At 67.7% G+C, this 15477-nt stretch carries 15 protein-coding genes; 6 read left to right on the forward strand and 9 right to left on the reverse strand.

The window, feature by feature from the left end:
* Window positions 1-76 precede the first annotated feature (76 nt).
* Both ASC92_RS03375 and ASC92_RS03380 read left to right on the forward strand, forming a co-directional pair.
* Window positions 77-976: a ZIP family metal transporter gene (locus ASC92_RS03375; RefSeq protein WP_056510283.1), complete on the forward strand. Its 900-nt coding sequence runs from the start codon at window positions 77-79 to the stop codon at window positions 974-976.
* A gap of 118 nt (window positions 977-1094) precedes the next feature.
* A complete protein-coding gene (locus tag ASC92_RS03380) occupies window positions 1095-1307 on the forward strand; it encodes a hypothetical protein (protein WP_056510285.1) in 213 nt (70 codons plus the stop codon).
* A gap of 57 nt (window positions 1308-1364) precedes the next feature.
* On the opposite strand, the gene ASC92_RS03385 is transcribed toward ASC92_RS03380, so the two are convergent.
* On the reverse strand, window positions 1365-2534 hold the full coding sequence (locus ASC92_RS03385) for an NAD(P)/FAD-dependent oxidoreductase (RefSeq protein WP_056510287.1): 1170 nt from the start codon (window positions 2532-2534) through the stop codon (window positions 1365-1367).
* A 122-nt stretch (window positions 2535-2656) separates the two neighbouring features.
* Between ASC92_RS03385 and ASC92_RS03390 the strand changes: the two genes are divergently transcribed.
* Window positions 2657-3376, forward strand: a complete 720-nt coding sequence (locus ASC92_RS03390; protein WP_056510289.1) for a helix-turn-helix domain-containing protein — start codon at window positions 2657-2659, stop codon at window positions 3374-3376.
* A gap of 10 nt (window positions 3377-3386) precedes the next feature.
* Here the strand turns inward: ASC92_RS03390 and ASC92_RS03395 are convergent, their stop codons facing one another.
* The 8 genes from ASC92_RS03395 to ASC92_RS03430 all read right to left on the reverse strand — a co-directional run bounded on the left by ASC92_RS03395 (window position 3387) and on the right by ASC92_RS03430 (window position 11901).
* Window positions 3387-5399, reverse strand: coding sequence for a DUF3300 domain-containing protein (locus ASC92_RS03395; protein ID WP_056510291.1), 2013 nt, complete (start codon window positions 5397-5399; stop codon window positions 3387-3389).
* 171 nt (window positions 5400-5570) lie between these two features.
* A complete protein-coding gene (locus ASC92_RS03400; protein WP_056510293.1) occupies window positions 5571-6203 on the reverse strand; it encodes a DUF3299 domain-containing protein in 633 nt (210 codons plus the stop codon).
* A 3-nt stretch (window positions 6204-6206) separates the two neighbouring features.
* The gene (locus ASC92_RS03405; RefSeq protein WP_056510295.1) at window positions 6207-7469 is read right to left on the reverse strand and encodes an ABC transporter permease; all 1263 of its coding nucleotides are present in this window, start codon (window positions 7467-7469) and stop codon (window positions 6207-6209) included.
* A 55-nt stretch (window positions 7470-7524) separates the two neighbouring features.
* Window positions 7525-8271 (reverse strand): ABC transporter ATP-binding protein, encoded by a 747-nt coding sequence (locus tag ASC92_RS03410; RefSeq protein ID WP_056510297.1) that lies wholly within the window; start codon window positions 8269-8271, stop codon window positions 7525-7527.
* Between the two features lie 4 nt (window positions 8272-8275).
* Window positions 8276-8875: a DUF2796 domain-containing protein gene (locus tag ASC92_RS03415; RefSeq protein WP_157608970.1), complete on the reverse strand. Its 600-nt coding sequence runs from the start codon at window positions 8873-8875 to the stop codon at window positions 8276-8278.
* Entirely contained in the window at window positions 8872-9780 is a 909-nt protein-coding gene (locus ASC92_RS03420) for a sulfurtransferase (RefSeq protein ID WP_056510300.1), read from the reverse strand. The genes ASC92_RS03415 and ASC92_RS03420 overlap by 4 nt, the downstream gene beginning before the upstream one ends.
* A 40-nt stretch (window positions 9781-9820) precedes the next feature.
* Window positions 9821-10738, reverse strand: coding sequence for a DMT family transporter (locus ASC92_RS03425; protein WP_056510302.1), 918 nt, complete (start codon window positions 10736-10738; stop codon window positions 9821-9823).
* A gap of 23 nt (window positions 10739-10761) precedes the next feature.
* Window positions 10762-11901: an aromatic ring-hydroxylating oxygenase subunit alpha gene (locus tag ASC92_RS03430; protein ID WP_056510304.1), complete on the reverse strand. Its 1140-nt coding sequence runs from the start codon at window positions 11899-11901 to the stop codon at window positions 10762-10764.
* Window positions 11902-12176: 275 nt separating this feature from the next.
* Between ASC92_RS03430 and xseB the strand changes: the two genes are divergently transcribed.
* The 3 genes from xseB (at window position 12177) to dxs (ending at window position 15400) form a co-directional block, all read left to right on the forward strand.
* Window positions 12177-12443 carry an exodeoxyribonuclease VII small subunit gene (gene xseB, locus ASC92_RS03435; protein WP_007829283.1) on the forward strand — a complete coding sequence of 89 codons (267 nt, stop codon included), beginning with the start codon at window positions 12177-12179 and terminating at the stop codon, window positions 12441-12443.
* Window positions 12440-13360: a polyprenyl synthetase family protein gene (locus ASC92_RS03440; RefSeq protein ID WP_056510306.1), complete on the forward strand. Its 921-nt coding sequence runs from the start codon at window positions 12440-12442 to the stop codon at window positions 13358-13360. Before xseB ends, ASC92_RS03440 begins: the two co-directional genes overlap by 4 nt.
* A 180-nt stretch (window positions 13361-13540) precedes the next feature.
* Window positions 13541-15400, forward strand: coding sequence for a 1-deoxy-D-xylulose-5-phosphate synthase (gene dxs, locus ASC92_RS03445; RefSeq protein WP_056510308.1), 1860 nt, complete (start codon window positions 13541-13543; stop codon window positions 15398-15400).
* The last annotated feature ends 77 nt before the right edge of the window (window positions 15401-15477 follow it).

Genomic DNA, 15477 nt, shown 5'->3' on the forward strand with positions numbered 1-15477 from the left:
CGTCCGCGTGACGGCCTTTCTCTTTTTATGAACGGTATGCGGCCCTGACGGCCGCTCTTCTTGCGCAAGCCCAGCTATGAATTTGATAGTCATCATCGCGGCGACCCTGGTTGCCGGTATCGGGAGCGTCTGGCTCGCGGCCCTGTTGTTGAAGGTGGGTGTGCGCAGCGGGTCGGGCGGCGTGAACCCGCAGCACCTGCTGAGCCTGGCGGCGGGCGCGCTGCTGGCCACCGCGTTCATGCACCTGCTGCCCGAAGCCTTCGAAAGCCGCATCGAGCCGGCGCTGCTGTTCGCCGTGCTGCTGTTTGGGCTGGTGTTTTTCTTCCTGCTCGACAAGGCCGAGCTGTGGCACCACGGGCACGAGCATCACCATGGCGAGGAGAAGGTCGGGCACGACGGGCACGACGGGCACGAACATGGCCACGAGCACTCGCACGCTCATGCGCACGACCACGGGCCCCGCACCGGCGGCTGGGCCGTGCTCACCGGGGACAGCGTGCACTGCTTTGGCGACGGCATCCTGATCGCCTCGGCCTTCACCGCCGACCTGCGCCTGGGCCTGGTCGCCGCCATCGCGGTGCTGGCGCACGAAGTTCCGCATCACATCGGCGACCTCGTCGTGCTGCGCCAGAGCTCGGCCAACCAGCGCGCGGCGCTGGTGAAGGTATCGCTCGCCGGCACCATGACCGCACTAGGCGGCATCGCGGGCTGGTGGCTGGTCGATCAACTGCACAGCTGGCTGCCGTACTTCCTGGTGCTGGCTGGTAGTAGCTTTGTCTACGTGGCGCTGGCCGACCTGATTCCGCAACTGCAAAAGCGCCTGCCGGCGCGCCAGACCGCCGCGCAGATCCTGTGGCTGGCCGCGGGCATCGTGCTGGTCACGCTGGTGAGCCGGCTGGCACACGGCGAGCATGGGCACGACCATGGCCACGACGACCCGGGCCACGGGGAGCACGGTCACGTGCACAAGGACTGACGGTCCGCCAGATCCTGCAGGAAACTTCCCGACACCGATGCTGCGCGCCGGATGAACCGCAACGGTCGAAACAGGCGCACCATAGGGGGGCTGTCAGAAATCTGCCGAGGAAACGATCATGAACACCATCGACGCCACCGCGCGATCCGCTGCGCCCGCCGAAGACGACGAGGACGACACGCCCGCCGATGACTTCGAGGAGCAGGATGACGACGTATCCGACGACCTGTCGGAGGAAACGGGCATCGACCTCACCGATGCGAGCGAGCTCGATGCCGACAACGTGCCGGCCGACGAGGAATTCGATCGCGTCATGAACGCGCCTGATTAGGCTCGACGCAAGGCTTCACTCACTCTTCATCCACCTTCTCGAGAGGGCGATACCGGATCAGGCAGTGGCCGCAGTGGCGGGGGCGCGCAGTCGCTGCGGGCCCAGCATCTCTGCCGTGAGGCCGAAGGACGCGATGCGCTCCGGCAGCGGCAGTCCGCGCGCCAGCGCGGCACAGGCTTCGCCCATCGCGGCCGAGGTCTGTATGCCGTAGCCGCCTTGCGCCGCCACCCAGAAGAAACCCGGCACGCCGGGCTCGAAGCCACCGACGAGGTTGCCGTCGGCCACGAAGGAGCGCAGGCCGGCCCAGGTGCGCGTGGGGCGGCGGATGGCGAGCGTGGTCGCTTCCTCGATGCGGTGCATGGCGATGGCGATGTCCAGTTCTTCGGGCTGAACGTCCTGCGGCTCGACCGGATCGGCATTGGCCGGCGAGCCGAGCAGCATGCCGGCGTCGGGCTTGATGTACCAGCCCTCGTCGGCGCCGAACACCAGGGGCCAGTGCGCGACGCTCTGGCCCTCGGGCGGCGCGAAGATGAAGGCCGAGCGCCGGCGCGGCTCGATGCCCAGCGGCGGCACGCCCGCCATGCGCGCGATGGTGTCGACCCATGCGCCCGCTGCGTTGAGCACCACGGGCGCTTCGTATACGGCGCCGCCGGCTTCCACGCGCCAGCGCTTGCCCACGCGCTCGATGGCCGTCACGCCGGCATCGCACACCAATTGGCCGCCGGCCCGCCGCATGCCGCGCAGGTAGCCCTGGTGGATGGCGTGCACGTCCATGTCGGCCGCATCGGGTTCGTACACCGCGCCCAGCACCTGTTCGGGCCGCAGCGCCGGCACCATCTCGCGGGCCTGCTCGCCGCTCAGGCGCGTGGCGCCCGTGTTCATAGCGCGCAGCACCCCCCAGTGGGCATCGAGCTCGGCCATATGCTCGGCGCCCGCGACCATCATGGCGCCGCGCGGCGTGAGCAGCGGGTGCTCGGCGAAGCCTTCGGGCGGATGTTCGAGGAAGGCGCGGCTCGCCATGGTGAGGGCGCGCACCTGCGCCGTGCCGTAGCTTTCCATGAAGAGGGCGGCAGAACGGCCAGTGGAGTGATAGCCGGGCTGCGACTCCCGTTCGAGAAGGATCACGCGGGCATGCGGTGCGAGCCAATGGGCTGCCGAAGCCCCGGCGATGCCGCCGCCGATCACCAGGAAGTCTGTCACGACGGGCGTTGGGGTGGTGGAAATCATGGCGAAAAGTGTAGATGGAAATTTGCGTATACGCAAATTCTGCGCCTCGCATGACGCGGCTTGGCAGGGGGGCGCGCGGACCGGCTGGCAAAATCCGTCCGCATCACCAGAGAAAGCCACGCGTGAAACCACACACAGGGACCAGGACGGGAACGAAGCCGAAGGCAGAGCCGCCCACGCTGGACCGCACCACTCTCGGCCATCGCCTGCGCACCGCGCGCAAACGCTTCGGCTGGACGCTGGCACAGCTGGCCGAGCGCTCGGGCGTGTCGATCACCACCATATCGCGCGCCGAGCGCGGCCAGCTCGCGCTGGGCTACGAGAACTTCACCGCACTGGGCCGCGCGCTCGAGATGGACATGAACGCGATGTTCGCGAGCACCGGCGTCAAGCCCGCGAAGCTCGACGGGCCAGTGGTCACGCGCGCGGGCAAGGGTGTGGTGTACCGGGGCCTGTCCATCGCCTACGAGTTCCTCGGCACCACGGCGGCGGGCAAGCAGATGAGCCCCATCGTCGGCACCGTGCACGCGCGGCGCATCCAGGGGCCGGAAGACTTCGTGCGGCATGCGGGAGAGGAGTTCGCCTATGTGCTGTCGGGCGAGATCGACGTGCACTTCGACAACGGCGAAGTGGTGCGCCTGGCGCGCGGCGACTCGCTGTATTTCGACAGCCGCCTCGGGCATGCGTATGTGAGCGTGAGCCGGCAGCTCGCGCGCATCGTGGGCATGACCATCGGTGAAAGCGGGCACATGCAGTCTGCGCGCGAGGCGCCGGCGCTGAAGGCGCCACGCAAGACAGCACCTGCGAAGAAGACGGCGGCTCGCGGTAACGGCTCGCGGTAAGCGCTGAACGCTACTGCTGCTGTCCAGGTTCGTTCGGCCGGCGCTTCGCCGCCGCCGCCGCGGCGGCAGCCATGCGCTGTTGCTGCTGGGCCTGTTGTTGCTGGTGCTGTTGCATTTGTTGCTGCCGCACCTGGGCCTGTTGCGCCTGCTGCTGTTGCGCTTGCTGTTGGCGCTGCATCTGCTGTTGTTGCTGCTGCGCCTGTTGTTGTGCGCGGGCTTGCTGTTGCTGCATCTGCTGCTGGCGTTGCTGTTGCATTGCCTGTTGCTGTTGCTGTTGCTGCTGCTGCTGTTGCTGTTGCTGTTGCTGTTGCTGTTGCTGTTGCTGTTGCTGTGCGCGCACGGCCTGCTGCTGTGCCTGTTGTTGAGCTTGCTGCTGTCGGCGTACCTGTTCCTGCTGGGCTTGTTGTTGCTGCTGCCGAGCCTGGTTCTGTGCCTGTTGCTGTTGTTGCTGCGTCGCTTGCTGGTGCTGGATCTGCTGTTGCTGTCGCTGGGCTTGTTGTTGCGCCCGGGCCTGTTGTTGTTCCTGCTGCTGCTGCATCTGCTGGCGCCGTGACTGCTCGAGTTGGGCCTGCTGCTGCTGTGCCTGCGGATTGCTGCCACGTGCCTGCGGTTGCGCTTGCTGTGCTTGCTGGCGGCGCATCTGGTCTTGCTGCTGTTGCTGCTGATGGGCTTGGCGTGCCTGCTGTTGTTGCTCGCGCGCCTGTTGGCGTTGCTGCCGCGCTTGCAACTGCTGTGCCTGCTGCTGCGAACGCTGCTGGGCTTGTTGCCGCTCCTGTTGCTGTTGCATCAGGGCTTGCTGCTGCCGGGCTTGTTGTTGCTGCTGTTGTTGTGCGAACGCGGCCTGTTGCTGTTGTTGTTGACGCTGCTGCTGTTGTTGTTGCTGCTGCGCAAGCAGGGCTTGCTGTTGCTGCTGTTGTGCGGGGCTCGGACCCGCCGCGAAGTTCGGCGGCGCCCCCGGCGGCAGTCCGCCGCGCGGCCCGCCATTGTTGTTGTAGACGCTGCGCACGTTGTTGACCACCGTGGTCGAGCGCGAGATGTAGGTGCTGTTGTTGTAGACCACGGCCGGCCGCGCAAAAGCTGGCTGCACCGCGGGCGCGCGGTCGCGGTCACGCCCGCGCGGCGCGCCCCAGTTCATGTTCCATGCGTGCCAGCCCCAGTCGTGCCGCTCCAGCGCGGCACCCACGACCACGCCGGTTCCGAACGCGATCGCGCCGGCGGCCGCCATCTGGCCGCGGCTGTAGCCCGGCGACACCACCTCGACCGGCGGCGCATAGGCATAGCCCGGATAGATCGGTTGCGGCGCGCCGTAGATGACCTGGGGGTCGTAAGCCGGCACGTACACCACGTCAGGCTGTACCGGCTCGATGGTGATGAACTCCTGCGGGGGCTCGATGACAGCGGGGCCTGCATACACGGGCTGCATGTCCGGTGCGGGCGCGTAGTTCGGCGGCGGCGCGGCGCTGGCCACGCGCAGCTTGTCGTTGTTCCTGAGCCGGCCCGCCTTCGATGCGCGCTGGCGCATGACCTGGATCGCGTTCATCACGTCGGCCGGGTCGTTGTAATAGGCCTGTCCGAGCGCCTGGGTCCACGGGATGTTGCCCGCCATCTGGTCGATGACGGGGCGGAATGCGGTGAGCGACTTCACGCTAGGATCCCAGGGCTGCTGGTTGGCCGCGTCGGCCAGCGGGCCGGCCTTGAGGTTGCGGTTCTGCGCGAGCCAATCGTGCGCGGCGGTGATCTGCTGGGGGTAGGTGGCGCCGGCAAGGATCTGCGCGACGAGCTTGTCGGGATAGAGCGCGATGGGCGCGACCATCTCGTAGAGCTGCTCGGCCGAAGGCGGCGTGTAGGCGGCCTGCACCGGCGCGGCGGCCGGCGTCTGCGGCACCGAGGGCGCCGGCATGGTGGTCGCCGGGTCGGCGGCGGCCGTGGGTGTTGGAGGGGTCTTGTCGCAACCTGCGAGGACGAGGGCGCCGATGCACAGCGAAATCGTCAGCAGACGCGGGGCGATGGGGTGATGTGTCATCTAAGGTTCCATGAAGCCCGCCCGTGGCGTGCCCGGAACTCTTTCAACGGTGCGCGGCAACAGGCGATGACAAAGCCTGCGCCCCGGATGCAACGGCGTGTGTCGGTTCCGTGCGGTCAAGCCTGTCGGCGCAGAACCACACGGCCAGGAGGCCGCTGCCTTGCGGCTCGGCTACTTGGCGCCGCCCGTGTACTTGGTGACGCTGGTGGCGCTCACGTGATAGCCGCTCACGCCCATCATCGAGTCGTTGCGCAGGGTCTGCAGCTTGCCTGTGACCCACACCGTGTCCATGGCGCGGAACTTGGCGCCCTTCTGCGGCACCACGTGCAGGATCTGGTTGGCCGGCGGCGGCGGTGTGTGGATGCAGGCGCCGAAGTAGGGCACCAGCAGGAACTCGGTGACTTCGCCCTTGGCTTCCTCGAGCGGCACGATGAAGCCGGGGATCCTGACTTCGGTGCCGTTCATCGCGGGATTGGTCGGCGCGTTGTTCGACACCTCCTGCATCTTCATGAGCAACTCGTTGGCGCGCGGGTCGCCGTCGTCGAGCGCGCTCAGGTCCATGCCCTTGAACTCCTTGGCCGGGTCCCAGTCCTTGGGCACCAGTTCTTCCCAGGTGATCTGGCGCGGCTGGCCCGCCGCGGCCTTGGCGGGCGCCGCGGCCTTGCCGCCCAGCGGGTTGGCGGCGGTGGTGTCCTTGGGCGCGGGCTCCGCGGCCCAGGCGGCAGCGGCAAGGCCGGCACCGGCGATCAGCATTGAAAGCCGGATGAAAGCCTGGCTTGTGGACGTCGTGTGTGCGATGGGCATGGTTCAGATCCTCGGTGAGAGGCCGTCGGCGAGAGAGAGGCGGTAGGCGCGAATGCCAGGCAAGAGGCTTGCCAGCCATCCGGCGGCCAGCAGGCTTGCCAACAGCAGCCATTCGTTCAGTGTAGGTTCCGAGAGGCTCAGTGTCAGTCCGAACTGCGACTGCAGCCATGGCGAGAGCAGGGCGATGCCGAGCACCGCCATCACCACGCCGAAGGCCACGCCCAGCACGGTGACCATCGCGCCCTCGAGCGCGAGCAGCGTCAGCACGTGGCGCAGGCCCGCGCCCACGGCGCGCAAGACCGCAAGCTCGCGGCGGCGTTCGTTGAGGCCGGCCATCACCACCGAGACCAGTCCCGCGAGGCTGACGAGCGCGACCAGCGCGGACATCAGCAGCAGCGCGTTCTCGCCGATGCCGATCACGCTCCACAGCTCGTCGAGCGCCACGCCGGGCAGGATGGCCATCAGCGGTTCGCCGGTGTAGGTGGAGATCCAGCGCTGCACGCCGAAGACCGCGGCGCGGTTCTTCAGGCCCACCAGCGCAGCCGTCACGTTCTTGGGCGTGAGGTCGAACTTGCGCACCTGCTCGGCCGGAATGTGCACGCCCGGCATCGGCGCGCCGCCCACCCATTCGAGGTGGATGGCTTCCATCGCCGCGAGGCCGATGTGCACCGTGCGGTCGACCGGCGTGCCGGTGCGCGCGAGCACGCCGACCACGGTGAAGGGCTTGTCCGCATGCTCGGCCACGTTAAGTTCGCCGCTGCCGTGGGCGAGGGTGATCTTCTGGCCCACGTGGTAGCCGAGCTTGTCGGCCACTTCGGCGCCAACCACTGCATCGAACAGCTCGCTGAAGGGCTTGCCTTCGCGCAGCTTCAGCGTTTGCCTGTCGCCGTAGCGGAAGTGCGTGAAGTAGTCGGTGGAGGTGGCCAGCACCGCGAAGCCTCGGTGCGAATCGCCGAGCGACAACGGCACCACCCAGTCGACACCCGGGTGCGCGGACAGCGCCTGCACGCTCTTCCACGAGATGTTGTTGGTGGCCGCGCCGATGCGGAACACCGAGTACAGCAGCAGCTGCGTCGAGCCGGTGCGCGCGCCGACGATCAGGTCGGTGCCCGAGACGGACGACGAGAAGTTCTCGCGCAGCTCGGTGCGGATGCGTTCGACACCCAGAAGAAGAAAGGTCGACAGCGCGATCGAGAACACCGTGAGCGCGAGCGTGAAGCGGCGGTTCCAGGCGCTGTGCCAGGCAATGGAGAAGAGTGCCTTCATTGGCAAACCTCCGCGCGTCGCGCTACGGTGTTCGCCTTGGGAGCGGCCCGGCGGCTCATGCGTCCGCCGCCATTGCGCTGGTGGCGGCGCGGTTGATTTCCGGCAGCAGCACGTGCCGCGCAAAGCGCTGCGCGATGCGCTGGTCGTGGCTCACGAACACGAGCGCGCTGTGGTGCTCGGCGCAGGCTGTCAGCAGCACGTCGAGGAAGGCTTCGCGCCGGTCTTCGTCGAGCGCGGAGGTGGGCTCGTCGGCAATCACCACCTCGGGCTGGCCGATGAGCGCGCGCGCGGCGGCCACGCGCTGCTGCTGCCCGACCGACAGCTGAACGGCCTGGCGCTTCCACAGGTTGCGGTCGAGGCCCATCTGCTCGAGCAGGTGCTCGGCCTCGTCGTGCGAGCTGCCGTTGCGCGACGCATTGGCCTCGCGCCGCTGCGAGAAGCGGCAGGGCAGCAGCACGTTGTCGATCACGCTCAGGTACGGCAGCAGGTTGAACTGCTGGAAGATGTAGCCCACATGGGCCACGCGGCTGCGGTCGCGTGCGGCGCCCGAGAGCTTCGACCAGTCGTGCCCGAGCAGCGTGACGCGGCCTTCGTCGGCGACCAGCACGCCGGCCAGCAGCGACAGCAGCGTGCTCTTGCCGCAGCCGCTCGGGCCGTGCAGGAACACCGATTCGCCCGCGGTGATGCGAAAGGCCTCGATGTCGATGCACGGTTTCTTCACGCCGGGCCATGCGAAGCGCAATGCTTCGGCTGCGAGCACGACGCGCAAGGGCGACGGCTCGGCCTGCAGGGAGGTACTCACAGCCTTACTTGCCCCAGCTCAGGCGGGCGGGCTGGGTGGCTTGCGCACCGGCAGGGCGCTTCAGCTGGCGCTTGAACTGTCCCTGCGCCGTGGCAATCTGCGAGTCGATCTGGCGCAGGCCCTTGAACGCGCCGAACAGGTTGAGGTCGATGAACTTCGCGGCAGCCGCATTGGTGCAGTTGAAGGAGAAGGTGGCATCGAGGTCGGCATGGCCGGCGGGCTCGTTGGGGTCGGGGTTGCCCAGGCCCAGCGCACCGGAGCGCAGGTCGACCGGACCGAGCTTGCAGTTGGCGGCGGGGTCGACGATGAAGAGCTTGTCGGCCGCGCGCAGCTGGGCGACAGCCTCTTGGACGAGCTTTTTCTCGGCATCGGTCTTGGGTGCGCGTTCGAAGCCGACGATGTTGTCGAGTGGGGACTCCATGTCGATCACCACCGTGGGGCCGTCGACGGCCACGTCGAGCTTGAGCTGGCCGTGCACGTGGGCGTGCTGCTGCTGGGCCTGCGCGGTGAGGAACGGGGCTGCCGCGAAGAGCGCGGCGGCGATTGCGAGTCCCGTGGTGCGTTGGAAGCTCCGGAAGCGTCGACTCGTCGTCATCAATGTCATGGTTCAGCGCCTTGCCGGGTCGGCAGCCCCGGCGTGTTGCTCCATTCGCTCCAGCTGCCGGCATAGAGCGCGGTCGTCCCGAACCCCGCGATCTGCATGGCGAGCAGATTCGGCACGGCGCTCACGCCGCTGCCGCAATGGTGGACGACGGTCGCCGCGTCGCGTCCCGCGAGCAGCGCTTCGAACTCGGCACGCAATTGCGATGCCGGCTTGAATTTGCCGTCGGGGCCGAGGTTGTCGGCGAAGGGCCGGTTGAGAGCCCCGGGGATGTGACCGGCAATCGGGTCCAGAGGTTCCACCTCGCCGCGGTAACGTGCGCCGGCGCGTGCGTCGATCAGGTTCTGGTCAGGCTGGCCGAGCCGGCGCACCACGGTGTCGGTGGTCACGAGCTTCGCGACGGGCTCGCCCACGACGAAGTTCGACTGGAAGCGCGCGGGCTCCTCGCGGCCGGTGACTTCGCCGCCCGCGGCCTGCCAGGCCTGCAGGCCGCCGTCGAGCACGGCCACGGCCTCGTGGCCCATCCACTTGAGCATCCACCACAGGCGGCCACAGTAGTTGGCGCCGTTGCGGTCGTACACCACGGCCTGCATGCCGTTGGCGAAGCCGATGCCCGACAGCCACGCCGCGAACTTCTCGCGGCTGGGCAGCGGGTGGCGCCCGCCCGATGCGGGCACCCCGTCTTCCTGCGCTACCACCACCTCGCCGTGTGCGCCCGGGGCGCCGTGCCTGGCACTGAGGTCGGTGTCGAGGTTGGCGTACAGCGCACCCGGAATGTGCGCGGTGGCGTACTGCTGTGCGCCGGCTTCGGGCTTCATGAGGTCGAAGCTGCAGTCGAACACCATCAAGGGCGTGTCGCCCGCTTGCAATTGCTGGAGTTGTTCGACGGAGATGAGGGTGGTGTACATGGCGTGTGCTCCTTCGAAATCGAGAATGTCGTTGTGCCGTTCAGTGCTCTTCGGCCGGCGCCTTGGGCACCGCCCGCTGTCGCAACACGGTTGCGGCAATGCCGCTCACGATGATGAGCGCCATCCCGGCCCAGCCAGTGGCATCGATGCGGTCGTTGAACAGCACCACGCTGTAGAACGCAGCGAACACGATGCCCGAATACTGCAGGTTGGCCACCACCAGCGTACCGGCAGCAGTCTTGGCGGTGGCGTAGGCGCGGGTCATGCAGAGTTGTCCGAGGGCGGCCAGCAAGCCGATGGGCAGCAGCCACAGCGCATGCTGCCACGTCCATGCACCGCCGTCCGAAAACCCGGTGGCCGCCGTGGCAATGCCACCGGCCACGGCGGAGCCGACCGCGAAGTAGAAGACCGTGCGCAGCTCCGGCTCGCCGATGCGCGACAGCGCCACCACCTGCATGTAGGCAAAGGCGGCCGTGAGGCCCGACAACAGGCCCAGCATGCCCGCAAAGCCTTCGTTGGCATTGACGCTGGGCTTGAGCATCAGCACCACGCCCGCGAAACCCGCCAGCACGGTCAGCACCAGCGCGCCCTGCAGCGGCGGGCGTTCCACGCGGCCATCGCGCCCGGGCACCGGCACCCAGGCCAGCAACGAGCCCCCGACGAGGAAGGCCGCGACCCACACGCTGCTCATGTAGTTGAGCGTAACGGCGGTGGCCAGCGGCATGTGGGCGATGGCATAGAACCACGCGCCCAGCGAGACCACGCCGATGGTGCTGCGCCAGGCGTGCATGCCGGGGTAGCTGGTGGCCAGGGAGACGCCGCGGTTGCGGGCCAGGAGCCAAAGGAAGACGATGCCGATGAGGCCACGGCCCAGCACCATCTCGCCGCTGTTGAACCACGCCGAGGCCACCTTGACGACCACGCTCATCGTGGCGAACAAAAAGGCGCCGAGCACCATCCAGAGTGCTTGCACTGTTCGGCTCAGGCGTTCTGCATCGCGCTGCGATACCACTCGTGGAACTGCTGCATGCCGTCTTCCATCGGGCTCTGGTAGGGGCCGGTCTCGTTGTCGCCGCGCAGCATCAGCGCACGGCGGCCGGCGTCCATGCGCTCGGCGATCTCGTCGTCTTCCACGCAGGTTTCCATGTAGGCGGCCTGCTGGGCCTCGACGAACTCGCGTTCGAACGCGACGATTTCCTCAGGGTAGAAGAATTCGACCATGTTGAGCGTCTTCGTCGGGCTCACCGGGTGCAGGGTCGACACCGTGAGCACGTGCGGATACCACTCGACCATCACGTGCGGGTAGTAGGTGAGCCAGATGGCGCCGTACTTCGGCGGCTTGCCGTCGCGGTACTTGAGCAGCTGCTCTTGCCACTTCTGGTAGATCGGGCTGCCCGCGCGGCCCAGGCGGTTGGCCACGCCCACCGTCTGCACCGAATAGCGGGGCTTGAACTCCCAGCGCAGGTCGTCGCAGGTGACGAAGCTGCCCAGTCCCGGATGGAACGGGCCGACGTGGTAGTCCTCGAGGTAGACCTCGATGAAGGTCTTCCAGTTGTAGTTGCACTCGTGCAGCTCGACGCGGTCGAGCGCATAGCCGCTGAAATCGAGATCGGCCTGCGGCCCGAGGCCGGCCATGTCGGCCGCCACGTCGGGACCCGAACCGTCCGGATTCTTCTCGAACAGAAGGCCGTTCCATTCGGTCAGCGGGTAATTGTGCAGGTTCAGGCAGGGGTCCTGCTCGAAATGCGGAGCGCCGATCAACGTGCCGGTGGTGCGCGAATCGCTTGCGGCGTAGGTCCAGCGGTGCAGCGGGCAGACGATGTTGCCGCCGGCCTGGTTGTCGAGCTGGCCCCGGCCCTGGAGGATCAGGGCCTGGCGGTGGCGGCAGACGTTGGAGATCAGTTCCACGCCCTTGGGCGTGTGAACCAGCGCGCGGCCCTGGTGCTCCTGCGGCAGCGTGTGGAAGTCGCCCATTTCGGGCACGGCCAGGCGATGGCCGACATAGCGGGGCCCTCGCGAAAAAAGGTTCTGCATTTCGCGGGCGTAGAGCGCCTCGTCAAAATACGCGGAAACTGGAAGTTGGCTCGCGGCCTGCTGCAGTTGAAGACTTAAATCAGACATGGAGGACCTGACCAAGCTCCCCACAGGGAGAAAAAAGAAAAGAACGGAAAGGTGCCGTCCGGGAGGCTCGACGGCCCGAAGAGTGTGTTGACGTCGCCAACGAGAGAAGTTCGCATTGTACCCGGGGCATCTTTTGTCTCCCCGGCTCTTCACCCGGCTTGGCTGTGTGCAATCGGGCTGCGCTCGAGGGCGGGCGCGACTCGTCCGGAGGGACGGCCGCCCGGTTGTTCTGCTCACAGTCCTAAAATGCCCGGTTTCACCCACGTTTCGCTTGCATGCCCAAGGTGCCTCCCCCTTCCTCGTCCAGCCCGGCGGCAACGCCCGATACGGGCCCGCTGCCTGCCAGTTACGAAGCCGGACTCCAGGAACTGGAGCAACTGGTGGCGGAGCTCGAGTCGGGCCAACTGCCCCTCGACCAGCTGCTCGTGAGCTACCAGCGCGGTGCGGCGCTGCTCGCCTTCTGCCGCGACAAGCTGCAGGCGGTCGAAGACCAGATCAAGGTGCTCGATTCGGGCAGCCTCAAGGTCTGGACGCCTGAATGAGCGCCGCCGCGCTGAACTCCAGCCATTGGGACGCCCGCACGCTCGCCGGCTGGAGCGACCCCCATCTGGTGAACGTCGAAGCGGCCTTGTCGCGCTGGGTCGGCGTGGATGCGCCCGTGCTGCTGGGCGATGCCATGCGCTACGCCGTGCTCGATGGCGGCAAGCGCCTGCGGCCGCTGCTGGTGCTCGCAGCCAGCGAGGCCGTTGGCGGCAACCAGGCCGCTGCCCTGCGTGCGGCCTGCGCCACCGAGCTGATCCACGCCTATTCGCTGGTGCACGACGACCTGCCGTGCATGGACAACGACGTGCTGCGCCGTGGCAAGCCCACCGTGCACGTGAAATTCGGCGAGGCCGACGCCCTGCTGGCCGGCGATGCACTGCAGGCCCTGGCCTTCGAGCTGCTCACGCCCGACGGCGACGAGATTCCCGCTGCCACGCAGGCCCAACTGTGCCGACTGCTCGCTCGCGCTGCGGGCAGCCAGGGCATGGCCGGCGGCCAGGCCATCGACCTGGCCAGCGTCGGCATTGCATTGAATGAAGCACAGCTGCGCGAAATGCACCGCCTGAAGACCGGCGCGCTGCTGCAGGGCAGCGTCGAGATGGGCGCTGCCTGCGGTTCCCTGACCACATCGGCACTGGCCGCGCTGCGCGACTATGGCGCGGCCATCGGCCTGGCGTTCCAGGTGGTCGACGACATCCTCGACGTCACGGCCGACTCGCACACCCTGGGCAAGACCGCCGGCAAGGACGCCGCGGCCGACAAGCCCACCTACGTGTCCTTGCTGGGCCTCGACGGCGCGCGCGCCCAGGCCCGCCAGCTGCTGGCTGACGCGCTGGCCGCGCTGGCACGCAGCGGCCTGCCCGACACCGCAGCGCTGCGCGCTTTGGCCCACATGGTGGTCGATCGCGATCGCTAGGATGAAACTTACCCCCAGTCTTCGCGCACTTCGTGTCGCTTCGCCAACCCCCTTCCAGGGGGCGACACCAGCGGCCCGGCAAAGCCGGTTCCGCGGTGTCTCCCGACTGAATCGCGGCAGTTTCGTGTGTCGCGGGCCGCACGAAGCGTGATCGAACACTGAGAAAAGAAAATACCTCCCATGGCTGCTCCGCTGCTTCCAACACTCCACGACCCTTCGCCGATCCGCAAATACGACCGGGCCCAGCTGCGCCAACTGTCCGACGAGGTGCGCGCCTGTGTGCTCGACAACGTCTCGCGCACCGGCGGCCACCTGAGCTCCAACCTCGGCACGGTCGAACTCACGGTCGCGCTGCACCACGTGTTCAACACGCCGCACGACCGCCTGGTGTGGGACGTGGGCCACCAGACCTATCCGCACAAGATCCTCACGGGCCGGCGCGAGCGCATGCCTACGCTGAGGCAGATCGGCGGCATCTCGGGCTTTCCGCAGCGCAGCGAGAGCGAGTTCGACACCTTCGGCACCGCCCATTCGTCGACCAGCATCTCGGCCGCGCTCGGCATGGCCATGGCCGCCAAGCAGAAGGGCGAAAACCGCCATGCCGTGGCCATCATCGGCGACGGCGCGCTCACGGCCGGCATGGCCTTCGAGGCGCTGAACAACGCGGGCGTGTGCGACTGCAAGCTGCTCGTCATCCTGAACGACAACGACATGTCGATCAGCCCGCCGGTGGGCGCGCTCAACCGCTACCTCGCGCAGTTGATGAGCGGCAACTTCTACGCCGCTGCCAAGAACGTCGGCAAGAGCATGCTGCGCAATGCGCCGCCGCTGTTCGAGCTGGCCAAGCGACTGGAACAGCATGCCAAGGGCATGGTCGTGCCGGCCACGCTGTTCGAGCAGTTCGGCTTCAACTACGTGGGCCCGATCGACGGCCATGACCTCGACTCGCTGGTGCCCACGCTCGAGAACCTCAAGCACCTCGAGGGCCCGCAGTTCCTGCACGTGGTCACGAAGAAGGGGCAGGGCTACAAGCTGGCCGAAGCCGATCCGGTGGCCTACCACGGCCCCGGCAAGTTCGATCCGCAGGTGGGGCTTGTCAAGTCCGCCGCGGTGGCGAGGCAGACTTTCACGCAGGTGTTCGGCCAGTGGCTCTGCGACACGGCCGCTGCCGATGGCCGCCTGGTGGGCATCACGCCCGCGATGCGCGAAGGCTCGGGGCTCGTGGAGTTCGAGAAGCGCTTTCCCGAGCGCTACTACGACGTCGGCATCGCCGAGCAGCACGCCGTGACCTTCGCAGCCGGCCTGGCCTGCGAGGGGCTGAAGCCGGTGGTCGCGATCTACTCGACCTTCCTGCAGCGCGCGTACGACCAACTGATCCACGACGTGGCGATCCAGAACCTGCCGGTGGTGTTCGCGCTCGACCGCGCGGGCCTCGTGGGTGCCGACGGCGCCACGCATGCGGGCGCGTACGACATTCCGTTCCTGCGCTGCATTCCGAACATGAGCATTGCGTGCCCGGCCGACGAGCGCGAATGCCGCCAGCTGCTGACCAGCGCCTACGAGCAGAACCACCCGGTCGCCGTGCGCTATCCGCGCGGCGCGGGCGCCGGCGTCACGCCGCACCTCGCGCTCGAGGCCTTGCCCTTCGGCAAGGGCGAGATCCGCCGCGAAGGCAGGCGCATTGCCATTCTCGCGTTCGGTACGCTGCTGTATCCCGCGCTCACCGCGGCCGAGCCGCTCAACGCCACGGTGGTCAACATGCGCTGGGCCAAACCGCTCGACGTCGAGCTGCTGTTGAAGGTCGCGGGCACGCACGACGCCATCGTCACACTGGAAGAGGGTGCCACCATGGGCGGCGCGGGCAGTGCGGTGCTCGAGGCGCTGCAGGCTGCCAACATCCAGAAGCCGGTGCTGCAGCTCGGCCTGCCCGACCGCTTCATCGAACACGGCGATCCGGCGAAGTTGCTGGCGAGCATCGGGCTCGATGCGCCCGGCATCGAAGCCTCGATCCGCGAGCGCTTCGTTTCGGGCGCAGGGTAAACCCCCGCCGAGCCCTGTAAGCGCGTTTTTACAATCAAGAAGACTTACACAGTCCCCAACGCGGTCACAAGCCGCGT

The sequence above is a fragment of the Variovorax sp. Root411 genome (genome assembly GCF_001425205.1).
Taxonomy (GTDB): Bacteria; Pseudomonadota; Gammaproteobacteria; order Burkholderiales; family Burkholderiaceae_C; genus Variovorax.